Below are 23,346 nucleotides of genomic sequence, written 5' to 3' on the forward strand. Positions count from 1 at the left end.
AGGTTCTACGCTGGGTTTAAAAAGCTCGCCCCGCGCTTTGGGTATTTAGCGACAGTATTTGCTTTGTGGGCCATACAAATCGAAGTTATATCAATTTTTTTGGCACAACTATTTATAACTAAAAGTTCGTATCAATGGCTATGCTCGTTATCCTGTTCAAGTGTAAGAAAGCGTCTAAAGAGCAACAAGGGTTATGAAGTTACATCATTTACAGGGTTATATTCAGTCAATTTATCTGGTGGAGTATCCAGATAGACTCATGCTGCTAGATGGTTGTACCCGAGCGGATGTAGACACGCTGCGTCATTTTATTACGCAAGAACTTAAGCGTCCCTTTAGTGACTTGAAAGTAGTAATGGTGACGCATATGCACCCAGATCATGCTGGGGCGGCGCATCAACTAAGAAAGCTCATTGGTTGTAAAGTTATCTCAAGCGACGTCGAGCACTCTTGGTACAAAGGGTTTTCAGGTTGGTTGATGTACTTAACGGATTTGGGGCTAGCACGCTGGGTAGCTAAGCGGTTAGGGCGCGAGCGTAAAAGTATGTGGTACGCCAAAACGTTGAAACCGGATATCACGCTGGTAGATAAGCAAACGATCCCCGGGTTTGATGAATGGTGTGTGTTTGAGACGCCAGGACACACCGACCGTGACTTGTCGATAATGCATATGCCAAGTCAACGCATGTACGTGGCTGATCTGGTGGTAAAAGTGAAAAGTCGATTTATTCCGCCGTTTCCGGTGTTCTTTCCTAAGGTTTACGGGAGGTCAATCGACAAGCTTATGGCCATTCGGCCGCAATCAATATTGTTGGCTCACGGTGGTGAAGTGCAATTAAATGATGAGGATTACGCGTATTTACGTGCGAGCGTACCTAAAGGGCCGCAAACGCCTTGGCGCGTAGTTAAAGCGAAAAGTCGGCGCGCGTTAGGCCTGAAAAAACGGGTATGGAAATAAAAGGCGTACTCAGCTCTGCTAACTAGTCGCAATAATGGTATATTTTCCATATTGCATGAATTTTTTTCATAGGTTTGCTGTTATGTTAGAGCGTCATCATTTAGCCATCATTCACGCTGTGGATAAACACGGAACCCTAACCGAAGCGGCCAATGCTTTGCATTTAACCCAATCAGCCTTGAGCCATGGGATCAAAAAGCTAGAAGTGCATTTAGGTGCTCCAGTATGGCAAAAAGACGGTCGCCGACTACGTTTAACGCAAGCCGGGCAAGGGTTGTTAAATTTAGCCAACCGAGTGTTACCTCAATTTGAACATAGCGAACAGGTGATCCAGCAAATTGCCCAAGGTCTGCGTGGTTCGTTACGCATCGGTATGGAATGCCACCCATGTTATCAGTGGCTGTTAAAGGTGGTGTCACCTTTTCTGCAACGTTTTCCCGATGTGGATGTTGACGTACGCCAAGCGTTTCAGTTCGGCGGTTTAGGGGCACTACTAGGCTATGACATTGATATGTTAATCACGCCCGATCCGCTTTTTCAAAAAGGCTTAGAGTATTTACCCGTGTTTGAATATGAACATGTGCTTGTGGTGCCAACGTCTCATTTTGTCGCAGAAAAAGCCTTTGTTCAGCCTCAAGACCTAAGTCATGACGTATTGATAACCTACCCCGTTGAGAGCAGTCGTTTAGATGTATTCAGCCAATTTTTAACGCCTGCTGGTGCAAGCGTTAGACGTCATCGCACGATTGAAACCACTGAAATTATGCTGCAAATGGTGAGTGCTGGGCGTGGCGTAGCTGCATTGCCCAAATGGCTGGTAGAGCAGCATCAAAAAGACTTGGCGATAGTACCGGTTCGTTTAGGGAAGTCTGGCATATTCAAAAACATTCATCTTGGCTTCAGGGCTGGAGAAACACGCCCTGAATATCAAAACGCTTTTATTGATCTGGCGAAACAGACTGATCATCTTATGTAGTCAGGTTACAGCTTCGTTTGCTCGGTTAGCGTTAAAATACACTTAACGATTTTATCTCGATCGTAAGGTTTGCCTAAGTGTTCGTTCATACCTTGTTGTAGGTAGTGGATTTTGTCATGCTCAAAAATATTGGCGGTTAGTGCAACCACAGGTAAATCAGGCATCGCTAATTCAGTGCGAATGTGTTTAAGCGCCGTTAATCCATCCATAACAGGCATATTGATATCCATAAGCACGATATCAACATGTTGTGCACGCTTAAGCTCGTCAATGCAGTGTTGCCCGTCATTTGCTGGGATAACCGTTGCACCTTCAGCGCTGAGTAGCTCACAGATGATCTCTTGATTAATCATATTGTCTTCGGCCACTAAAACCACTAAGCCATTTAATCTGGGCTGGCTTTCTTCTATAAGTGAAATAGATGCAGGCGCAGGCCCTTCGAGGATGTGAAACAACTCCTCATTACGACAAGGCTTGCTAAGAATACGCTCTATCGGGAAGTGCTGGCTCATTCGAGTAATGCTGCTTGCTTCGTAGGCAGTCAAAATCAGTATTCGACTGGTTATCTTGTTGTCAGACTGTTGTAGACGAGTCAAAAATGCCAAGCCGCCAATTTGTGGCATAACCCAGTCCAATAAAATAACGTCAGGTTGCTCACCGTCTAATAAAGCATCTAACGCATCACTGGCAAATTGATAAGCTTGAACGTCAGCCCCCATGCTGGTCAATGCATGTTCCAACATAGTGAGCGAAATTGGATTGTCGTCAATGACTACGATGCGTTGAGGTTTAGATAGCAACTTAGGTTGCTCGGGTTCAGTGATAATCAGGTTATTAAGTTCTAAATTGATGTGTGCAGTAAAACAGCTTCCTATTCCCAACTGACTACTGACAGAGATTTCTCCGCCCATTAGTTTGCATAGCGCCTGACTAATAGACAGAGCTAAACCACCATTGACATTTTTATTTCGCTCCAGTGGCTGGCTTTGCTTGAATAACTTGGTGATGTCTTCTTGGGCAAATCCTGTGCCTGTATCGCTGACCATAAAGCGCAATCGATAATCACTGTCTGGAGAAGAAGCAGTTTGCTCTGTATCAGCGTTAAGTACTAAATGAACATGTCCGCTGGTGGTATGTTCAATCGCATTCGCGCATAAATTAAGTAAAATTTCTTTTATGCGACGACTGTCACCAATCAAGTCGCAGTGCACGGTATGCGGTACTGTAATGTTAAAAGAAAGCCCTTTGTCTTGGGCTTCTTTAGAAAGCATCGCATATAAGCCATCAACGATTTCATGTAGCGAAAATGGATGTTCTTGAAGTCTTAACTCACCGGACTCTAGCAGGGCGTAGTCTGATAAGTCGACCAATACCCCGTTTAAATGTTGAGCAGACATCTGGATTTTGCGCAGGTAATCCTGTTGTTTGAGTGTCAGTTCAGTTTGCATACATAAGTCGGTCATTCCAATTATACCGTTGACAGGTGTACGGATTTGATGACTCAGGGTTGTCATAAATTGGGTTTTACCACTTAATGCATGCTTGGCTGTTTGATTGCTTTCTTGTAGGGCACTTTGAGCTTGCTGCAATTCGCTTTCGAGTTGTTTGGCGTTATTATTTTCTTGTAAATAGCGTAAATAAAGAGCCCGGTGTTGCATAAGGCCGTAGCGCAAAAGCAAACTCACAAAAAGGCAGCCAATCAGTGCCATACTCAAATAGATATATTGAATTAATGGAATCGACTTAAAATGGTTACTAGCAGGATAAACCCATAGATGCCATTTGTGCCCATGTATGTTTAACGGCACATTAACGCTTGTAATATCCTGATGCTCAAGGCTGACATTCGGTAAATCAGCCAGCATTTTATTATCAGGAAAGGCAAAAGGGTGGCGTTCGTGATCGGCCAGCACATAAGCATACTGCGTGCGATTGAGCTCATGCGTCAAGGCTTGAGTTAAGGATGCAATACGATGCACTGAAATGATAAAGCCAAAGTCGCTATTTTGAGGACGTGCGGCCACGGGGTGCACGATAACAAAAAGCGGGTGAGTGTTTTGGGTTATTTGTGGGTCTAAAATAGGAGATACTACGACATCATTTTGCTTCTCGGCTCGTGCGATAAATGGCTGAATGTAAGCGTCTAACTCCGTCTCTAGCTCAACTAAACCCTGCATGGGGGAAAAATGAATAGGTGATACAAGGCCATTGCTTTTTACCCAAAACAGCTCAGCTACGTCTTGGGGATTTGGATAGACCAATTGAATAAATTGATTTAATTGAGAGGTACTTATCTGAGGGTTTGATTGAATAGCCTTTGCAAGCTTATTATTGCGCTCCATTGTTTGTTGCAACGCCAAGTCGTAACGGGCAACGAAATGTTGCATGCTTTGTTGGGCATGACTGGCCGCTTGGCTACGATAAGTAGACACGCCCTGATTAAATAACAAAAGCGCGACAAGACTACCGAGCACAAAAGTCACTAAAAAAACGACATTGGCCATTTTACCACTAGCAAGATACTTCATTCCATGTCATCCATTTCAACGCTAAAGGGGTTGGTACGGGCAAGTCATTTGCCTTTTACACCAAGCTTCACCGTACTCCTCGGATGAATAAATATCAACAACTGCAAAGTTAATTAACGTAAGAAATTATGGAGGAAGAATGGATAAAGGAAGAAATATTAAGAATGGCAGATATTTCGGCTGAAATATCTGCCACGGATGCGACACCAAGCCAGGACCAGTGAAACTCAGTATCAAACAGGCAGGATTAATTTAATCTAAATGAGAATTGTTTTCAAGTGCATTTGTAAAGTAAATAGAAAAATCTTGCGCAATACTGGATTACGTACAAAGTTGATACCGTATTCAGTTCATTGATTAGTTAATTAAAAATAAGCCACAACCTTGGCAAAGCAGGAAGGTGTGGCTTTCAAAGTGCAATTTCTTATGCGAGAAGCAACGCGCTGATTAAACCTATGAGTCCCCCGAAGACCCCACCCCAGACAACCAGCCAACCTAAGTGTTTTTTGATCATGGCTTGAATAATGTCTTTGACCATTTTAGGGGTAAGTTCATCTAGACGTTGCTCAACAATCGATTCGATTTTCTGTTGTACGTCTTGCATCACATTTGGCTGCTCTAACTGACTGCTTAAGGTCTCAAGAAAACGCTCATCTTGGCTTATTTCGATCAGGGAGATTTTCATTTTTTCTACAAATGGCTGTTTCAGTGGCGTGAGCGCCTCTGCGCCGCCGAACATTCCGAGCATGCTGCCAAAAGAAGAGGCGTTGATAACTTCAACTAAAGAATCGAACGTTGGTTCTAAATCGACCTTTTCCAATACTGGGACGAGGTCCAGTTTGATCTGTTGATTACCGCTGGTCAGGAAGCGATTGATATTTTGTTCAGTAAAAAACTGCGTCATCATCAGTTCGCGGATCCCAGCCTTAAACTCTTCAAAGCGCTGGGGAATGACGCCTGAGCCGTATAACAGCGGCACTTTTTCAAACAACATGTGTACCGCAAGCCAGTTTGTCACTGCACCAGACAACGCAAATACGCCTATGGTGGTGACCATCATATTTTCTAACACTAACCCCAATACAAGTAACAGCAGGGCAACTAAATTGGTTAGGATACTTTTGTTCAAAATGGCTCCTTAAAGAATGGGTATAAATAACGTGCAAACAAGCACAGTTGTCTCGAATTGGCGCTATGCTAGCAGGGCAGCGGGTAGGGTGACAACAGGATTTGCTAGGGAATAAAGGACCGTGCATTTCAGAGATAAGTTCGAACTAGCCTCGTTGGCATATGAACTACCAATGTGTGGTTTTTGGACAATTTTTGGGAAGCACAAAGTGACGTTAGTCGCGCTAAAAACCGTCGCCACTTCCCAGTGTCTGCATGTTAAATATATCCATTTAATACCAATTATTTAATGGAATTGGTATAACTTTTGAGCATGCCCCGCTTTATGATTTCATCAAAAGGTACGCTAGGAGGGAGCGTTCCGAATACCAATCCCTGCTGTTTATCCAATCTGGTTTGGCAAAATGCCTCAGCCATTTGTTGATCCTCCGCGTTTAAAAGCAGGGCGCCTTGCAGTGCAAGAGCCATTTGCTCAATCACCAAACGACTGCGCACTTCAAGGGTTTCTTGCTCGTCAAAGGCGGTAATAAGGGTTTTGATGTGGCTGTCATAAGCGTTATTTTTACCAACTGCCGTATTTAGTTCATCAAACAGCGCTGTTTTTACTTCGGGCTCTTTTCGTAAGGCTCTGAGCACATCTAAACATTGTACGTTGGCACTGCCTTCCCAAATAGAATTTAACGGCGCTTGGCGATATAAACGCGGCATGATGTTTTCTTCTACATAACCGATACCGCCCAAACATTCTTGGGCTTCATTCGCAAATGCAGGGGCACGTTTGCATATCCAATATTTGCCAATCGCGGTGGCGATACGGGATAAACCCGCTTCATGTCTATTGGTGCTAGCTAAATCGACAGCTTTGGCTACGCGCATGGTTAAGGCTAGACTGGCTGAGACCTCTAACGTGAGATCCGCCAGTACATTTTTCATAAGGGGTTGGTCTATGAGTTTTGCGCCAAAGGCTACTCGATGCTGAGTATGGTGCAATGCTTGCACGAGTGCTTGGCGCATCAAAGCGGTCGAGCCAATCATGCAATCTAGACGCGTAAGAGAGACCATATCAATGATCAATTTCACACCCTGACCTTCTTCGCCCACTAAATAAGCTGTCGCCCCTTGAAACTCGACTTCTGACGAGGCGTTGCTCCAATCACCTAGCTTATCTTTTAAGCGCTGAATACGGACTTGGTTTAACTGACCATCGGGCAATATTCGCGGTAGTAAAAAGCAACTTAGTCCATTTTCTGTTTGCGCCAATATTAGGTGCGCGTCACATAAAGGGGCAGAAAAAAAGAATTTATGGCCGACAATGTGATAGTTACCATCCGGTTGCTTTATTGCTTGGGTTGTATTGCGCCGCACATCAGAGCCACCTTGCTTTTCTGTCATCCCCATACCTAGTGTAAGGCCACGCTTTTGCTCGGCGGGTAATGCACGGGGGTCGTACTCGCCATTGATCAATTTCTGTGTCCAAAATGCTGGCAAATTCGGTGACTGCTTCAGAACTGCCACTGCCGCATGGGTCATCGTCAAGGGGCACGACGTGCCTGCGTCTGCTTGATAGTGCATAAACAGGAGTGCGGCTCTAACAACGTGAGCGCCTGCTTGCGATGGATTTCTCCATGAGTAGGCGTGCACCTGTGACTTCATCGCGGCGGCCATTAACTCATGATACGCAGGATGAAACTCTACAGTGTCTGTTCTGCGCCCGTAACGATCAAATGGCTGAAAGATTGGCTTATGTCGATTGGCTTGCTCGCCGGCATCCATCAGTTGATGGCCTACCTCATGCCCATAATTTTCCAGTAACTGCTCGGCGTGTTGGCCCCCGTTCAACTTGACTGCCGCTTTTAGCAAGTTGTCACACGACCACAAATTGTAGGGAGACATGATCTCTGGTTGGTTTTCTACGTCATGGGTTGTAAAGGAAAAAGCTGGAGTCATCGGTGATGCCTTATTGCGCATTTTTTATAACATTACTTAATATGCTCTAATGTGTCAATTTTCGTAATATTTGGTTTCTAAGTGGGTCAGTTATATGTGATATTTCATATATTTTATGAAGATGCCTGACGAAATCTCGCTGTTGTTCGTCAAATTTTATCTGTCGTATTCTGTGTTGCATACCGCGGTACGATGGGAGGCAATACACGGATTTTGCCTGTAGCCAGGCAATTAGGTACATTGTGTGGTTTGTGCGCAAGTTATTAGCAATTTGCTAAGCATCACCAAGGTGGAAATAGAGAAGATGGAAAAACCCGTCCCTAGGCGCTTGTTACTAAAGTTGCTTGGCTCCCGTTCAGGAATAAAAATGGATGCGGCGAGTGCAGTACGCGTCGGCGCACTATTTGGTATCACTGAAAACAATATGCGGGTCACGCTCACGCGCTTGCAAGCGGCCGATCTGCTGAATTTAATCGACAGAGGGTTTTATGCTTTGGGTCAACAAGGGCAAGCGTTAGCCGAAGAGGTTGGGGCATGGCGCAGCATTGAGCAGCAAGTTGGCTCTTGGCAGGGAGAGTGGGTTGGGTTACTAACGCACACTCAAGCTAAACGTGATCGCAAAGCGCAGCGAGTCACTGCTCGGGCCCTGAAAATGCTCGGTATGCAGGCGATCACCAACGATTTTTATCTAAGACCTAATAATTTTTCGGCCGGGGTTGGTTATGTGCGTACCCACTTACATAGCTTAGGCGTAGATCCCAGTGCGCCGGTTTTCAAGGTGGCGCAATTTGATTCCGACATGGAAGATAAAGCCCGCGATCTTTGGCCGGTGACAGAACTTGAAGCGCGTTATCAACAAGGCATACTTGATATTGAACAAGCGTTAGAACGCTTACCTAAGTTGTCTTTGAAAGATGCCGCCAAAGAGAGCTATTTAGTGGGGGATAGCGCCTTACAGCAATTGGTTTTCGATCCATTACTACCAGCCCCTCTAATTAATGAATCACTTCGCCAAGCATTTCGTGCAAAAGTGCAAGAGTATGACCAAATAGGCGAACAGATTTGGCTTCAGTTTCTGCGCGAATCAAGTTAATACCAGTTCCATTTAATTTTCGCTGAGTGGTTAATAATTTATTGGAATTGGTATGAGAGAAGTAGTACGGGCTCAGCTTTACGTTTTTGGCTAGCGCAAATTCATTCAATCTTCATTTTTTAATTTTCAGCGAATATCTTATTAACGAATACGAATGGGAAGTTTAATTAGTTGTGTGAGAGAAAAAATTACCCAATTAAATTAATAAGTAAGCTCTTTTTAACGGCACTAAAACGTTAGGCTGGATAATATTATTGCCAATTGTACCAGGTTAAATGTAGCGATTTGGCTTGTACTGACTGTTGAAAAGCACTGGGTGGTGATGTAGGTTATTATTTTGATGCCCCTGCCCAAAAGGTATATGGACTATGATGAAACGGACTTTGGTGGCCATACTGGTCTTTTATGCTTCATTCATTTCTGCGAATGAAGACCTACCCCTAGCATATTTTATCAAACACGGTGACTATCTCGACTTACAGCTTTCTCCTGATGGCAAATACCTAGCTGCCCGTATCCGTATCGATAATAAAGTAATTCTGGGGATCCTCTCTACGAACGATATGAAGATAGTTGGCGGTGTGCGGCCGCAAAATAACGACATTATTCACACTGTTACTTGGGCGAATAATGAACGCCTTGTGTTTGAATATGCTGAAAAGCAGTCCTCTCTGGACAGGCCGGTCCCTACGGGGGAGTTATATGCCATTAACTACGATGGTAGCAAAAATACAATGCTCTATGGTTATCGTGCAAATGACGCAAAAACAGGCAGCCGACTCTCTAACAAAGATGATGTTCTTGCCAGTCAAGAGGTAATAAGCTTATTGGAAAATGATGACAGGCATATTCTTATTAGTGAATATCCATGGGACAAAGATGGCAGTCGCTATTACGACAACCGGGTAAGACCGGCGCAGATAAGCAAGCTAAACATTATCTCGGGGAAAAAGCGAAAAGTAGATGTATTACCTCACAAAAGTAGCAGTGCCTTAGCGACAAAAAATGGTCAGATTGTTTTTATGAGATGGCAGGACGAAGAGGGTAAATATCACGCTGCATACAGAGAAGACAATGAGAGTGAGTGGAAGAGCCTAAAGGATGTGTTTAACGTAGGTAAAAATTTTATTCCTAGGGGCTTAAGTGAAGATGAAAAATTCGTTTACATGTCAGGATTTACCGGTGAAGAGGGGATTTTTACCTATTTTAAATTAGATCTTGCTACTGGGCAGTACGTTGAGATTTTCGAGCCACATGATACTGATATAGAGCAAGTGGTATATGACAAAAACGGCCTGCCTGCCGTGGGAATTACTTATCCTGGCAAAGCTCAGTATGTTTATGCAAAAGACGGATCCCCAACGAGTAAGCTGCATAAGTCATTAGCCGGAGCCTTCAAAGGACAAACCGTCAGCATTGCCAGCCATACCAGAGATTGGAAAACCTTGCTGGTACATGTACGAAGTGATGTGAATCCGGGAGAGTATTACTTATTCGATCGCGAAACCCTTGCTGCACGTTTTATTTGGGCAAATAGTTCATGGATAGACCCTAGACTACTCGCAGCCATGAAACCTATTCAGGTGAAAGCCTCTGACGGTGAAATGATCAATGGTTATCTCACGCTGCCTAAGCAGAAAAGTGACGAACAAAAGCCGCCTCTTGTGGTTATGATTCATGGCGGCCCTCATCAAACTGGCACTAGAGATTTTTGGGATTACAACAGTGAAACACAACTCTTAGCTAGCCGTGGTTACGCCGTGATGCAAATGAACTTCCGGGGCAGTGATGGATACGGAGAGAGATATAAATCACTAGGTTATCGCCAATGGGGCGGTAAAATGATCGATGATATAAATGACTCGGTTAAATGGGCGATAGAGCAACAGTATGTAGATGGCGATAATATTTGTGCATATGGGGCAAGTTACGGTGGCTACGCTGCGCTTATGACAGCGGTGAAAGAGCCCGACCTGTACAATTGTACGATAGGCTATGTAGGTATTTACGATTTACAATACATGTTCACAGAAAGTGATATACCCAACAACTGGGGCGGAAAAGCCTATTTACAGCGTGTACTGGGAAATGACCAAGCGCAGTTAAAAGCCTACTCTCCGTTATATCATGCAGATAAAATCAAAGCGAAAGTGATGTTAATTCACGGCTCAGAAGATAGACGAGTACCGGAGATTAACTCAGAAGCGCTGTCTGAGGCACTAACCAAAGTTGGAAATCCACCAAAGTATTTAAAATACTCTCAAGCTGGCCACGGTGTATTTGATGAAGAAGATCGACGAGAACTCTATCAGGGGCTGCTTGATTTTCTTGATGAAAATTTAAAGCATTAATTCAGCCTATTTGTAAAACGCCGATAAAGAGTGTTTCGGGTTTTGAGAGAAAAAACCCGCTTTTAAAGCGGGTTAGAAAAACTTATATCAATTTCAAACTTTAACTTGAACGCACAAAAATAACCATAAAAATCAAAAGTTTATTCGACTGTGACCGACTTGGCTAGGTTGCGAGGTTGGTCTACATCCGTGCCTTTGATAATCGCTACGTAGTATGACAATAACTGTAGCGGTAGGGTGTAAATAATCGGTGCGATGGCCGCTGAACAATGGGGGACATTGATGACGCGCATGGTTTTGTCGCTTTTGAAGTGGGCTTCTTTATCGGCAAATACGTACATGATACCGCCCCTTGCGCGCACTTCTTCCACGTTCGATTTAAGTTTTTCTAACAGCTCGTTATTAGGAGCGACCACGATAACGGGCATTTCGTCATCAATAAGGGCTAACGGGCCGTGCTTCAATTCGCCTGACGCGTAAGCCTCAGCGTGAATGTAAGATATTTCCTTGAGCTTCAGGGCACCTTCCATTGCGATAGGGTATTGATCCCCACGACCTAGAAATAAGCTGTGATGCTTGTCGGCAAATTCTTCCGCTAGGTCTTTAATGCCTTGGGTTAGGCTTAAGGTTTCCTCTAATTTACTTGGCAAGCTATGTAAGCCGTCAACTATGGCTTTATGATCTGCTTCACTCATGCCGTTGTGCTTACCTAATGCGAGCGTTAGCATCAAAAAGCCGGTAAGTTGGGTGGTGAAAGCTTTGGTCGAGGCAACGCCGATTTCTGCGCCCGCTAGCGTCATAAAAGCAAGATCTGACTCGCGCACCAAGGATGAGCCCGGCACATTGCAAATGGTTAGACTTGAGCTGTAGCCTAAGCTTTTTGCCAAACGCAGGGCGGCCAGCGTGTCGGCGGTTTCACCGGATTGCGAGATGGTGACTAACAAGCTGTTCGGGTGAACAAAAGATTTCCGATAACGAAATTCGGATGCAATTTCCACGTTGCATGACACATTGGCATATTGCTCTAACCAGTATTTGGCGGTCATACCTGAGTGATAACTGGTGCCACAGGCAACGATTTGTACGTGTTTGATGGTGGCAAGAATACTGTCTGCATCCTGACCGAAAATATTGGGGCTGATGTCGTGCTCACCAAGGCGACCCTGTAGGCAATTGCGCACAACGGTGGGCTGCTCGTGGATTTCTTTGAGCATGTAATGGCGATAACCCGCTTTGTCGCCTGCATCGTGTTCAATATCTGACTCGACGATGTCCCGTTGCACTATTTGACCGTCTTGGTCATAAACGGTTACGTTGCTGCGAGTCACTTCTGCTACATCACCTTCTTCTAGGTACATAAAACGGCGTGTTACCGGCAACAGAGCCATTTGGTCCGAGGCGATAAAGTTTTCACCAATACCAAAGCCGATCACCAGTGGGCTGCCTGAGCGGGCGACTATCATGCGCTCAGGGTCATTTTTATCGATAATGACAGTGCCATAGGCCCCTTCGAACTTTTTCACTGCATTATGTACGGCTTGCAGTAGGTCTGCCCCTTGGTCAATTTCAAAATGCACTTGATGGGCAATGGATTCGGTATCTGTGTCTGAATCAAAACCATAACCTTTAGCGGTAAGTTCACTGCGCAGGTGTTGGTAATTTTCAATAATGCCATTGTGAACAACCGCGATGCGTTCAGAGGAAAAATGCGGATGGGCGTTTGCTTCTGTAACACCACCATGGGTTGCCCAGCGCGTATGGGCTATGCCGATATTGCCTTTTGATGGGTGATTGTGTAGTGCATCTGCAAGTTCTTTCACTTTACCTGTACGGCGAGTACGGGTTAAGTGACCTTCGCCGTCCAGCAAAGCCACACCTGCGGAATCGTACCCGCGATATTCGAGACGTTTTAAGCCTTCAAGTAATATTTCGACCACGTTACGTTCGGCAATCGCGCCAACAATCCCACACATAGATTATGCTCCAATTCGGTTAGTTTGGGCGCAAATGACTTTTACGCCTTGTTGTTCAATATGTTGTTTATCGCTTGGTGCGATAAATTCGTCCGTGACCAAGATTGATATTGCCTGCCAGGGCAGCTCAACATTGGGTATTTTGCGCTGTAATTTTTCTGATTCTGCCATCACAACCACTTCGCTGGAAACCTCTGCCATGACTTGGGTCAGTTGGGTTAGTTCGTTGAAGGTCGTCGTTCCTGTATTTAAATCTAAACCAGCGGCACCAATAAATGCTTGGTCGAAATTGTATGCACGTAATACTTGTTCCGCCATTTTTCCTTGAAAGGCATGGGATTGCGGGTCCCATGTGCCGCCTGTCATTATGACTTTGGGCTCGTTCTCCCCTTCTAGCAGGGTATTAGCTACATGCAAAGAGTTGGTCATAACGACTAAGCCAAGCTTACTTTTTAACAAGGGAATGAGTGCAGCTGTGGTGCTCCCGCTATCGATAATGATGCGGTTGTGATCTTTGATGAGTTTCTGGGCGGCCTCAGCAATAGCAATCTTGCGTGCTGAAAGTTTCTCACTGGATAACTCTGACGCATCTTGCGGCAAAGGAACCGCCCCGCCAAACTTTCGCAACAACAGGCCGTTATTTTCTAGTTCGGTCAGATCTTTACGGATCGTGACCTCAGAAGTAGAGAACAACTGGGCAAGTTCATCCACCATGACTTCACGGTGAATATTAAGGCGCTCAATAATAGCGCGGCGACGTTGTTGAGTATTTCGTTTTTGCATGAAACGAAATATATATGTTTCGAAATGAAAGATAAAGCCTTTCTTTTTACCCTAAGACGCTTTGCTCAGATATAAAAAAACCTTCGCGGACGAAGGTTTTTTGTCGTTATATGCTGGGGTTACTCGCCTTTAGTAGGGCGCTGCCATCCTGTCATATTGCGCTGCTTGGCCCTAGCAATGGCTAATTCTTCATCACCAACGGTTTTGGTTACCACTGAGCCTGCGCCCACTGTGGCCATATTGCCTATTTGCACTGGGGCGACCAAAGCACTATTGGACCCAATGAATGCACCATCACCAATGGTGGTTTTTGATTTGTTTACGCCATCATAATTGCAGGTGATAGTGCCTGCGCCTATATTGGCACCAACACCCACTGTGGTGTCCCCTAAATAGGTTAAATGATTGGCTTTAGAGCCTTTGCCTAGGGTACTTTTCTTCATTTCTACGAAATTGCCAACACGGGCGTTTTCATGCATGACGGCCCCTGGGCGTAGACGTGCGTAAGGGCCAACGGAGCAGTTTTCCCCTACGCTTGCTTGGTCGAGCATACTGTTGGCTTCAATGGTTGCACCATCCGCTATTTCACAATCTTTTAAGATACAATTCGGGCCAATCGTAACATTTGAGCCAATTTTTACTGTGCCTTCGATAACCACGTTCACATCAATGACGATATCTTGCCCGACGATTATATCGCCGCGTAAGTCAAAACGATGAGGGTCTAATAAACTCACGCCTTGCATCATTAATTCTTCGGCTTGTTCAAATTGAAAAGCGCGCTCGATAGCGGCCAATTGTTTACGGTTGTTGATCCCTTCGACTTCAATTTCACTGCTAGGTTGAGCGGCCTTGATGACTTTGCCTTCATTGGCTGCCATTTCAATGACATCGGTGAGGTAAAATTCGCCTTGAGCATTGTTGCTGTTTAAGTTGGCTAGCCAGCGTTTTAAATCTTTACCGTTTAACACCATCATACCGGTGTTTATTTCGCTAATTTGTCGCTGGGCGTCGCTGGAGTCTTTATGTTCGACGATAGCAGTCACATTTTCGCCTTGGCGTATAATTCGACCCATGCCTGTTGGGTCGGCTACATCAACGGTCAACAAGGCAACATCCGCTTGGGTCTTGGTTTGCAAAAGATTATGCAGGGTGTTGGCTTTTATTAATGGGGCATCACCTACAAGAATCAGCACGTCTTCTTGATCTTGTATATGCTCCACAGATTGCTGCACAGCATGGCCCGTACCGAGCTGCTCTGCCTGTAAGCACCAATTCAGCTTGTTGTGACCTAGGGCTTGCTGAAGTTGCTCGGCTTGATGACCATAAACCAAGTTGATACTGCGGGCCCCTAATTGATTGACCGTATCAATAATCCGTTGAACCATAGGTTTTGCACCGATAGGGTGTAAAACCTTGGGCATAGAGGATTTCATTCTTGTCCCCTTTCCTGCTGCGAGTATCACTACTGAAAAAGCCATCTTGTATCCTGTGTTTAAATTGATGCGAGGTATTTTACCGATGCAGCATAAAACTACCAGCGCTTGATCCATTATGCCTAGGTAATACGTAGCAATACCATTACGTCAAAAGACCTCATTATGCTTTGCAACCAAAGTACAATGTGATTTGCTAATAGGCTTGCGTATAATGATCATCTTGGGGTAAGTTTACCTACCTTTTCAGCTTTGGCTGGTGAGTTATATGGTCTTTAGTGCGTTTTACTGTATTAATGTTTTGCCAAAATTGTTTTTTAATTGGTTAAAAACAGGTGTTTAGTTTAACGTGAACAATTAATTAGTGGTGCTACAGTTAATGATTAACAGGGCAGGCTAATAAGCAGTTTTTTGGTTTATTTAATACAGGGCAGTTTGTGAATATATTTAGAACATTACATCGCAGTATTTTACTGCTCTTTGTTGTCGTCGTTGTATCCATTGTAACTTTGGTGCACTTTAGTGTCTCTAAAATTGTTGCAGAGCAAAGTCGAGCCCAGCAACAGTCTCATTCTCCAGCTGTTGAGTTAATTGTAGAGCAATTAATGAAACCTCTTCATATCTCCGAAACGCTTGTTAAGGCCAAAGAGCTACAAGACTTGATGGGCGCACACACTATAGATGAACAGGCCGTTTTTTCGAGCCTTAAGCGCTTGCATCGCGAATTTGGTATGAACTTCTTTATTGCTAGCGAAAAAAGCCGGCGCCAGTATTACTCTGATGGCACGACCACTGAGCTGATCGAAGGTGATGTCAGTTGGTATTTTAAATATAAAAATTCAGCGCAAAACGAAATAGCCGATATCGGCAAGTGGGAAGACACTCATTTCTATATTGATTTAAAAGTCTTTGATGAGAACCAGCGCTTCCTTGGCTTTTTTGGGGTAGGTAAGAGCCTGCGTAGTTTTTTGGATATTTTCGCCCGTTACAAAGACACGTACGGTTATGACTTCATTTTTGCTGACCAAGACAAAAACATCACGCTTTCCTCTGATCCTAAACTGGTCGCGGCTAATTCGCAATTCACCAATTTAGCGGATTTGCCTTGGTTTAAAGATTTGTCAGAAGAACAGCAGCAGGGCTCTTTAAATAATTTGCTCGTTAAAATTAACGGTTTTGACTTTCTAGTGGCTGAACTTAATATTCAACCATTCGATTGGACCTTATATTTGATGACGCCACTTGAATCACGCCAAACGGAAATCAGTCGCGGCTTTATATTCAGTGTGGTCACTTTGCTCGTGCTAATTTTTGGTCTGTTTTTGATTATTTACAACTTATTGTATTACTTCAAAAAAGACATGCAAAAAACCCGACAAATTGATGTGCTAACTGAGCTTCCTAATCGCGCCAGTATGTCGTTAAAATTTGATGGCTTAATGTACGAAAAAACCTCTGTTAGCTTGGTGCTGATTAACTTGGATAATTTTAAGTCAGTGAATGAAACCCATGGCCGTAAGGCAGGCGATATTGTACTGCGTCAAATAGCCTCTATGTTACAGTTAGAGCTACGGGACCAAGACATTTTAGGCCGTTGGGGCGGGGAAGAGTTTTTATTATTACTGCCCAATACCGGCCCACATGAAGCAGTGGAAGTAGCTGAAACGGTGCGTAATCGTTTGGCGAATATGACCATTACGACCGGCAGTATGTCTATTCAAATGACCGCTAGCTTTGGTGTGTCTTTTACTGCTATCCCAAGGGCGATAAATGAAGTGATTGCCGCTGCAGACGATGCGCTTTTTGCCGCTAAGCGCGAAGGGCGCAATGTGGTGCGCCTACAGCTAATTGAAGAACACTGAGTGTCCAAGTTCTTGCGTTTATTATTTTAATCACTGCGCAGGCTTGGACTTCAACCTGCGCTTGCCTGCCAAGCCCTTTGCAACGCCGGTGACAAGTAGCACACCACTAATAACGAGTATTACGCCTAACCACATTAGGGGAGTAAATGTTTCGTTTAACAATATGATACCCCACATAATGCCAAAGGCCGGAATAAGATAAGCGACGGTTAGTGCGTTGCTTGGCCCGACATTAGCGATTAAGCGAAAATACATTAAGTACGCTAATGCGGTGCATAAAACGCCTAAGGCGATGGCGTCTCCCCAGCTTTTTGCCGAGGGTAAGGTATCTGGCATAAACCATATATTGAGCGGCAGTAGGCATATCGTCGCGGCGAATAAACTGCCTGCTGCAAGTGCCATTGGCTTGACCTCACTGAGAAATTCCTTAGTAAAGCAGCCCGCGTAGCCATACAGTGCGGTTGCGGCTAAAGTCGCTAGGGTCGGCAAAATAGAGAGTGGATCAAACGCATCGGCTTGCGCCACACTGAGAACGGAAACACCCATGAAGCCGATCAGTAGTCCTAGCATGGCGAATCCAGAGAGCCGTTGTTTTAACCAAAGCCAGCCTATTAATCCTCCAAACATAGGGGCTGTTGCATTCATCACCGAGGCATATCCCGCCCCTATATGCAGTAAACTGTAGCTAAATAAACAAAATGGAATAGCCGTGTTCGTTAACCCGACCACTAATATGCCTCGCCAGTGCCGAGTTAGCTGCCTAATCGCTATTCTATTACATACAAACGGCAATAAGATAAGACTTGCAAGCCCCGCTCGCAGGGTAATTAGGCTGATGGGGCCAAACTCTGGTGTGGCCGTTCGCGTGAAAATAAAGGAGGCACCCCATATGCTTGCAAGCAAGATTAACTCTAATAACTCCCGTATTTGCATGACATTTCCTTATGTAGTCAATTTGCCTGCAGGCGCAGTAAAGTTGGGGTTTTCTAATTTAAGCAAAGCGGCCTTACGTGTTAGCCCGCCGGCGTAACCGGTTAGTGTGCCATTTGCCCCGATTACTCTATGACAAGGTACGACGATAGAGATAGGGTTTTTACCGTTAGCGCTGCCCACAGCACGCACTGCATTGGGGTTATTCAATTGCTTTGCGATGTCTGCGTAACTGCATGTTTCACCATAAGGAATGGCGCAAAGTTGCTGCCAGACATTTTGTTGAAACTGAGTTCCCACAGGCGATAATGGCAAATCAAATGCTTTTCGTTGTTGGTTAAAATATTCGTTAAGCTGTTGTTTCGCTTCTTTTGTGACCGCATTGCTGATTACCGGCGTATCTTCCTGCATTACAAAGGTAATAGCCGATATGCCTTCGTCGTTTGCACAAATTTTTAATAAGCCACTGGGCGTGGGTAAATATTCACAATGGGAGTAAATCAGTCTGCGCTTAGCCATTATGCTTGGCTCCATAGAGTAAATGTTAAATAACTGCGCCAAGGACTTACCTTGTTTGCGTCAATAGAGTGTAATGTTAACTGCTTTTTGATGACCAAATCACTGTCTAGCCATATGTCTGCGTGTGACTGCCCACGCAGATTTGCATACGCGACGGTCCATGGACCAATGCCCTTAATAGAAAGCCACTCGTTGGGAGGCGCATCAGGATGCTGGGTATAAAATGCGGCAAACCTGCGCAACGTTTCGCGTCGACTATTTGGCATACCGAGAAAGCTAAGGTCGCTATTTGCAACCGCTTCAGGTGTGGGGAAAAATCGAGTAAGTTCAATTTGCTGACACTGCTCATCGGGTACGGTTTCGCCTAGGTTGGCAACCAATTTAGTCACTAGGTTAATTGCCGCTGCTACCGATATTTGTTGGCCGAGAATGGCTCTGCAACCCGCTTCAAAGGTATTCCAAATACCCGGTATGCGGATACCAGGGGTGATGAGCTTGGGATCTAACCCACTTTGCTGAATTTGGTTATCTATGGTGACGCTGTCTGCATCTACATCCAAAATACGTCGTATATTGTTTAATGCAGGCTTGAGTTGCGTTAAATCATCAAGGGTTAATGTGACGTGAAAACGATTTTTGTCAGCTTGGTGTAGGGCGTGAAAATGCCCCTTACTCGCGCCTAAGGTAAAGTTGCGGGCATAACTGTTTTTATCAATCGCTTCTGTACCTGGGATGGCACGGCGCGCCAAGAAATCACGTATATGCGACCAATTATAAGGCGGCCGGTAAGCCAACGGGATCACTATGGGTTGCATATTGCTTGTCGGCTTTTTACGTAATTCTTTAGGTGTGCGACGCATTACACGTTGCATATTGTATTGTAGACGCCTAGCGTCGTTGAAGCCCGCGGCATCGGCAATATGCTCTATCGGTAGTTGGGTGTGCTGAAGTAATTGTTTGGCAAATAAAATTTGCTCGTACACTTGATACTGTTTTGGGCTCAAACCGATGTGTTGAAGAAACAGTTGGCGTAGGTATCGGTCGCTAATACCCAGTTTTTCGGCAATTGAGGTCATGCTTAAATGCAGGTTCTCACTCAGCAAAGACAGTGCTCGATTGACAGTTGTATCGACACCATTCCATGCATGAGAGTGCGGGGCGCTGTCCGGACGACAACGTAAACAAGGGCGGTAACCGGCAAGCATAGCTTGTTGAGCCAAGGTAAAGTATTCTACGTTTTCTTCACGTGGTAGCTTTGCAGGGCATATAGGACGACAAAAGATCCCGGTGGATCTGACTGCAATAAAAAAACGCCCATCAAATCGCGGATCGCGGGTTAATCTTGCTTGTTGGAAATCGTGTATTGTTAGCATGAAGGAACCGAATGGGTTAAGCCATGGACTAATGGTAATCCGGTGAGCAACTATTATGCGTCGAAAACGGAACTCAAAGCAAAATTGTTGTTATGCCAATTCCACTAACTAATTGCTTGTTGAATTTCATAGGGAATACAGCTGATAATACGCGGCCGTTTTTCCATCGTCATCCACCGCCAATAAGAGGAAATTTATGTTAATCACCACTATTTTGGAGTTGTTCATTTCACGTGTTTAAATCTTTCTTATTGATAAGCCTTATTTTTTCAAACTTAATTTGCTCTAGCGCCAGTGGTGAAGAGTGGTTAGACGATTTTGCTAAACGGGTAAAAACGAAAACTGCGAAGCAACGCGTTCCTGGCTATTTGTTCGCGTTTATAGAGGAAGGCAAGCCCGCTAAAATGGTGGTTTCAGGTAAAACGGCCAATAATGGAAGCGCGATCACACCGCAAACCGTATTCCGTTTAGCCTCTGTCTCGAAAACATTTACCTCGATTTTGATGGCCAAAATGGTAGATGAAAATAAACTCAGTTGGCAAACCCCCGTCAAGCAAATGACCAGCGAGTATGACTTTGACAACAGCAAAAATTTGCAGTTAGCGCATATCGTGGGGCAGTCGAGTGGCTTTTCACCTAACGCTTATGACAATTTAATTGAGGCTAACTACCCAGTAAAACGGGTGCTTAGTATGCTCACTGATTTAAAGCCTTTATGCTCGCCTGGTGAGTGCTACACCTACCAAAACACCCTTTTTGGTGTCATTGAAGAATACTTTCAAGAAAACAATACGTCTTATGGCGAGCAGTTAGAAAGCGAAGTTCTGCGCCCATTGAGCATGAAAGGGGCGAGTGTAGGGCGTGACGGCCTTGTCGCGGCGGATTCATGGGCGAAGCCTCATGTTGCTATCGCTAAAAATAAATGGCGTAGTGTTAAGGTGAATGAAGATTACTACCGATTTTCGCCTGCTGCAGGTGTGAACGCCAGTGGCGCCGATATGGTGAAGTGGGTTGGGGCATTATTGGGTGAACAACCCAATGTGATTGGGCCGCAAATTATCGATCAGGTCACTCAGCCACGCGTCAAAACAAAACGTGAAATGCATAGACGTTTATGGCAGCGATATTTAAAAGATGCTCATTATGGTCTCGGTTGGCGTGTTTATGATTTCGATGGGCATAGACTAAATTATCATGGTGGTTGGGTAAAAGGATACCGCGCAGCCGTGGCGTTTGCCCCAGACCAAAAAGTCGGTTATTTCATGTTAATGAACGCAGAATCTAATTTAATAAATGATTTTACCGCTGATTTTTGGGCCAGTTATTTCAAACATTATGACGACCAGCAGAAATTAGCAGCAAAGTAGTGTCTCTTACCCGAAATAAAAAAGCCCGGTTTTGACAATGTCGAAACCGGGCTTTTTGTGAAGCTTAAAACTTAGTTGGTTTTCAGGTAAGTATAACCTTTCAAGCAATCTTCGTAGAAATCAGTCCATTTTACTGCTTCACGAGGTTTCATTGCGCCACTTGATATGTGTTGGTCTATCATACGTTTCACAGACTGCGCCATCGCATCAGGGTTGTATTGCATGATAGATAGTACATCTTGCACTGATGACCCTTTGACCATTTCTTCAATGTAGAAGTCTTCAGGGTCGTCGTCGTCACCAAAAATATGTACTTCGTTTAAGCGACCAAACAAGTTGTGCATGTCACCCATTACATCTTGATAAGCACCGGTTAGGAATAAGCCTAAATAATAGTCTTCCCCTTTTTTAAGGGGTGGCATGGGTAATACGTCAGAAATACCGTGATCAACCACAAATTGATCCAGTTTACCGTCACTGTCACAGGTAATATCCACGAGTGAACAATTTACAGTGGGTTTTTCGTTCATGCGTGCAATAGGTACTACTGGCAATACTTGGTCAATGGCCCAAGTATCAGCTGCAGATTGGAAAACTGAGAAATTGCATAAATACTGCGACGACAAGTTGTAGTCTAATTCCTGCAGTTCTTCAGGAACAAACTCTGCATCTTTCAATCGATATTGCAGTTTCACCATGATTTGCCAATACAAGGTTTCAATTTTACCTAGCTCTTCCAATGAAATAACGCGCAATTTGAAAGCATTGACTGCGTGCTCTTTCCATTGAGAGGCATCATTGAATATTTCTTGTAGATTGTCTTGAGAGTCGACACTTTGTGCTAACTCACGCATGTTGTTTAGCAACACGTGATCATTCGGTAGTGGGTCGGTTGGCAGCTCCGCACTGTTTGCGCGAATTTCACCAACGACTTGAGCAACCACGCAACTATGGTGAGCCGTGATAGCGCGCCCGCTTTCGCTGACGAGGGTAGGGTGGGGCACACCTTCTAAATCGCACACTTCGCGCATGCCATAAACTACATCGGCAACATATTCTTCCATGGTGTAATTGCGTGATGAATCATTAGTAGACTGGCTGCCGTCATAATCAATACCTAAGCCACCGCCAACATCGACGTATTCTAATTTAAAGCCCATACGGTGCATTTCTGCATAAATACGCCCACCTTCACTGATGGCTTCTTTTACAGCACGAATGTCAGTCAACTGACTACCAATATGGAAGTGCAACAATTTTAAACACTCCCCCATGCCTTGGTTTTCTAGGTAACGTGCGGCGCAAATCATTTCGCTGGTTGTTAAGCCAAACTTGGCACGGTCGCCACCTGAGCTTTCCCATTTACCACGGCCTTTCACTGTCATCTTTGAGCGAAAACCAATAATAGGCATAACATCTAGTTGTTTTGCGGCATCCACAAGCAAACCAAGTTCTGAGTATTTTTCGATGACGACAATCATCTTGCGACCAAGCTTGCGGCCGAGTAACGCTAAACGCATAAACTCAGCGTCTTTGTAGCCATTTAAAATAGTCAGGGAGTCAATATTGGTGTTGTATGCCATTACGGTGATCAGTTCGGCTTTTGAGCCGGCTTCAAGCCCGTAATTAAACGGTGCGCCCGCATCTACAATTTCTTCAACTACTTCCCGCATTTGGTTAACTTTAACCGGATATACGCCCATGTATTTGCCTTGGTATTGGGCTTCTTCAATGGTATTGATAAACGTTTGATTCAGGCACGCAACTTGCGAGCGCAAAATATCGTGAAAGCGCACAACAACAGGAAATTGAATACCTTCTTGCTTAATTTCCTCGATCACGGATTGGAAGTCGATACGCATATTTTTATTTGAAAGATCGGGGGTAATTTTAAGATTACCGTTTGACCCGATTTCGAAGTAACCTGCACCCCAACGCTTCACGCCATATACGCGCTCTGCGTCATCGATTGTCCAATCTGATTGTTCTGCCATTAGCAATATTACCTAGTTTAGGGACGTTAAAGTCGCGCATTATAGTGAACAAATATCTTCAACGCTATGGGCTGAAGACAGTTTAATAAATTCTTTATTTGATTAATAAATAGACGGTTTAAAATGCC

Annotated in this window: 16 protein-coding genes; 6 read left to right on the top strand and 10 right to left on the bottom strand. The window is 44.5% G+C overall.

Annotated elements, in window-relative coordinates; all coding sequences use genetic code 11:
- The first annotated feature begins 193 nt into the window (after positions 1-193).
- The gene (locus FX988_RS14945) at positions 194-958 is read left to right on the top strand and encodes an MBL fold metallo-hydrolase (protein WP_160180939.1); all 765 of its coding nucleotides are present in this window, start codon (positions 194-196) and stop codon (positions 956-958) included.
- Between the two features lie 82 nt (positions 959-1,040).
- Positions 1,041-1,934 (top strand): LysR family transcriptional regulator, encoded by an 894-nt coding sequence (locus FX988_RS14950; RefSeq protein ID WP_160180940.1) that lies wholly within the window; start codon positions 1,041-1,043, stop codon positions 1,932-1,934.
- A 5-nt stretch (positions 1,935-1,939) separates the two neighbouring features.
- On the opposite strand, the gene FX988_RS14955 is transcribed toward FX988_RS14950, so the two are convergent.
- From FX988_RS14955 to FX988_RS14965, 3 genes are all read right to left on the bottom strand, one after another.
- Complete coding sequence (locus FX988_RS14955) at positions 1,940-4,462, bottom strand: response regulator (protein WP_160180941.1); 2,523 nt, start codon at positions 4,460-4,462, stop codon at positions 1,940-1,942.
- Positions 4,463-4,886: 424 nt separating this feature from the next.
- The gene (locus FX988_RS14960) at positions 4,887-5,591 is read right to left on the bottom strand and encodes a DUF445 family protein (RefSeq protein ID WP_160180942.1); all 705 of its coding nucleotides are present in this window, start codon (positions 5,589-5,591) and stop codon (positions 4,887-4,889) included.
- A 281-nt stretch (positions 5,592-5,872) separates the two neighbouring features.
- Positions 5,873-7,537 (bottom strand): isovaleryl-CoA dehydrogenase, encoded by a 1,665-nt coding sequence (locus FX988_RS14965; protein WP_160180943.1) that lies wholly within the window; start codon positions 7,535-7,537, stop codon positions 5,873-5,875.
- A gap of 304 nt (positions 7,538-7,841) precedes the next feature.
- Here FX988_RS14965 and FX988_RS14970 point away from each other — a divergent pair, with 304 nt between their 5' ends.
- Together FX988_RS14970 and FX988_RS14975 are read left to right on the top strand one after the other, a co-directional pair.
- Positions 7,842-8,630 carry a PaaX family transcriptional regulator gene (locus FX988_RS14970; protein ID WP_160180944.1) on the top strand — a complete coding sequence of 263 codons (789 nt, stop codon included), beginning with the start codon at positions 7,842-7,844 and terminating at the stop codon, positions 8,628-8,630.
- 368 nt (positions 8,631-8,998) lie between these two features.
- Positions 8,999-10,981, top strand: coding sequence for an alpha/beta hydrolase family protein (locus tag FX988_RS14975; RefSeq protein WP_254700626.1), 1,983 nt, complete (start codon positions 8,999-9,001; stop codon positions 10,979-10,981).
- 140 nt (positions 10,982-11,121) lie between these two features.
- On the opposite strand, the gene glmS is transcribed toward FX988_RS14975, so the two are convergent.
- The 3 genes from glmS to glmU form a co-directional block, all read right to left on the bottom strand.
- Positions 11,122-12,954 carry a glutamine--fructose-6-phosphate transaminase (isomerizing) gene (gene glmS, locus FX988_RS14980; protein WP_160180945.1) on the bottom strand — a complete coding sequence of 611 codons (1,833 nt, stop codon included), beginning with the start codon at positions 12,952-12,954 and terminating at the stop codon, positions 11,122-11,124.
- A gap of 3 nt (positions 12,955-12,957) precedes the next feature.
- Positions 12,958-13,737: a DeoR/GlpR family DNA-binding transcription regulator gene (locus FX988_RS14985; RefSeq protein ID WP_160180946.1), complete on the bottom strand. Its 780-nt coding sequence runs from the start codon at positions 13,735-13,737 to the stop codon at positions 12,958-12,960.
- 119 nt (positions 13,738-13,856) lie between these two features.
- Positions 13,857-15,218 (bottom strand): bifunctional UDP-N-acetylglucosamine diphosphorylase/glucosamine-1-phosphate N-acetyltransferase GlmU, encoded by a 1,362-nt coding sequence (gene glmU, locus FX988_RS14990; RefSeq protein ID WP_160180947.1) that lies wholly within the window; start codon positions 15,216-15,218, stop codon positions 13,857-13,859.
- Between the two features lie 392 nt (positions 15,219-15,610).
- On the opposite strand from glmU, the gene FX988_RS14995 reads away from it, so the two are divergent.
- A complete protein-coding gene (locus tag FX988_RS14995; RefSeq protein WP_160180948.1) occupies positions 15,611-17,035 on the top strand; it encodes a diguanylate cyclase in 1,425 nt (474 codons plus the stop codon).
- 30 nt (positions 17,036-17,065) lie between these two features.
- Here the strand turns inward: FX988_RS14995 and FX988_RS15000 are convergent, their stop codons facing one another.
- The 3 genes from FX988_RS15000 to FX988_RS15010 are packed head-to-tail and all read right to left on the bottom strand — an operon-like array spanning position 17,066 to position 19,857.
- On the bottom strand, positions 17,066-17,968 hold the full coding sequence (locus tag FX988_RS15000; protein ID WP_160180949.1) for a DMT family transporter: 903 nt from the start codon (positions 17,966-17,968) through the stop codon (positions 17,066-17,068).
- Between the two features lie 9 nt (positions 17,969-17,977).
- Positions 17,978-18,484 (bottom strand): methylated-DNA--[protein]-cysteine S-methyltransferase, encoded by a 507-nt coding sequence (locus FX988_RS15005; RefSeq protein ID WP_160180950.1) that lies wholly within the window; start codon positions 18,482-18,484, stop codon positions 17,978-17,980.
- The gene (locus tag FX988_RS15010; RefSeq protein ID WP_160180951.1) at positions 18,484-19,857 is read right to left on the bottom strand and encodes a DNA-3-methyladenine glycosylase 2 family protein; all 1,374 of its coding nucleotides are present in this window, start codon (positions 19,855-19,857) and stop codon (positions 18,484-18,486) included. The genes FX988_RS15005 and FX988_RS15010 overlap by 1 nt, the downstream gene beginning before the upstream one ends.
- A 233-nt stretch (positions 19,858-20,090) precedes the next feature.
- Here FX988_RS15010 and FX988_RS15015 point away from each other — a divergent pair, with 233 nt between their 5' ends.
- Positions 20,091-21,224, top strand: a complete 1,134-nt coding sequence (locus tag FX988_RS15015; protein WP_160180952.1) for a serine hydrolase domain-containing protein — start codon at positions 20,091-20,093, stop codon at positions 21,222-21,224.
- Between the two features lie 71 nt (positions 21,225-21,295).
- Here FX988_RS15015 and speA read toward each other — a convergent pair whose 3' ends face one another.
- Entirely contained in the window at positions 21,296-23,218 is a 1,923-nt protein-coding gene (gene speA, locus FX988_RS15020) for a biosynthetic arginine decarboxylase (protein ID WP_160180953.1), read from the bottom strand.
- Positions 23,219-23,346 lie beyond the last annotated feature (128 nt).

Origin of the sequence: Paraglaciecola mesophila (assembly GCF_009906955.1) — a bacterium.
GTDB lineage: Bacteria > Pseudomonadota > Gammaproteobacteria > Enterobacterales > Alteromonadaceae > Paraglaciecola > Paraglaciecola mesophila_A.

Bases quoted from the DNA above. Each gene is read 5' to 3' on its own strand.
- FX988_RS14945 (WP_160180939.1), top strand. From the start codon at position 194: ATGAAGTTACATCATTTACAGGGTTATATTCAGTCAATTTATCTGGTG.
- FX988_RS14950 (WP_160180940.1), top strand. From the start codon at position 1,041: ATGTTAGAGCGTCATCATTTAGCCATCATTCACGCTGTGGATAAACAC.
- FX988_RS14955 (WP_160180941.1), bottom strand. From the start codon at position 4,462: ATGAAGTATCTTGCTAGTGGTAAAATGGCCAATGTCGTTTTTTTAGTG.
- FX988_RS14965 (WP_160180943.1), bottom strand. From the start codon at position 7,537: ATGACTCCAGCTTTTTCCTTTACAACCCATGACGTAGAAAACCAACCA.
- FX988_RS14970 (WP_160180944.1), top strand. From the start codon at position 7,842: ATGGAAAAACCCGTCCCTAGGCGCTTGTTACTAAAGTTGCTTGGCTCC.
- FX988_RS14975 (WP_254700626.1), top strand. From the start codon at position 8,999: ATGATGAAACGGACTTTGGTGGCCATACTGGTCTTTTATGCTTCATTC.
- glmS (WP_160180945.1), bottom strand. From the start codon at position 12,954: ATGTGTGGGATTGTTGGCGCGATTGCCGAACGTAACGTGGTCGAAATA.
- FX988_RS14985 (WP_160180946.1), bottom strand. From the start codon at position 13,737: ATGCAAAAACGAAATACTCAACAACGTCGCCGCGCTATTATTGAGCGC.
- glmU (WP_160180947.1), bottom strand. From the start codon at position 15,218: ATGGCTTTTTCAGTAGTGATACTCGCAGCAGGAAAGGGGACAAGAATG.
- FX988_RS15000 (WP_160180949.1), bottom strand. From the start codon at position 17,968: ATGCAAATACGGGAGTTATTAGAGTTAATCTTGCTTGCAAGCATATGG.
- FX988_RS15005 (WP_160180950.1), bottom strand. From the start codon at position 18,484: ATGGCTAAGCGCAGACTGATTTACTCCCATTGTGAATATTTACCCACG.
- FX988_RS15010 (WP_160180951.1), bottom strand. From the start codon at position 19,857: ATGCTAACAATACACGATTTCCAACAAGCAAGATTAACCCGCGATCCG.
- speA (WP_160180953.1), bottom strand. From the start codon at position 23,218: ATGGCAGAACAATCAGATTGGACAATCGATGACGCAGAGCGCGTATAT.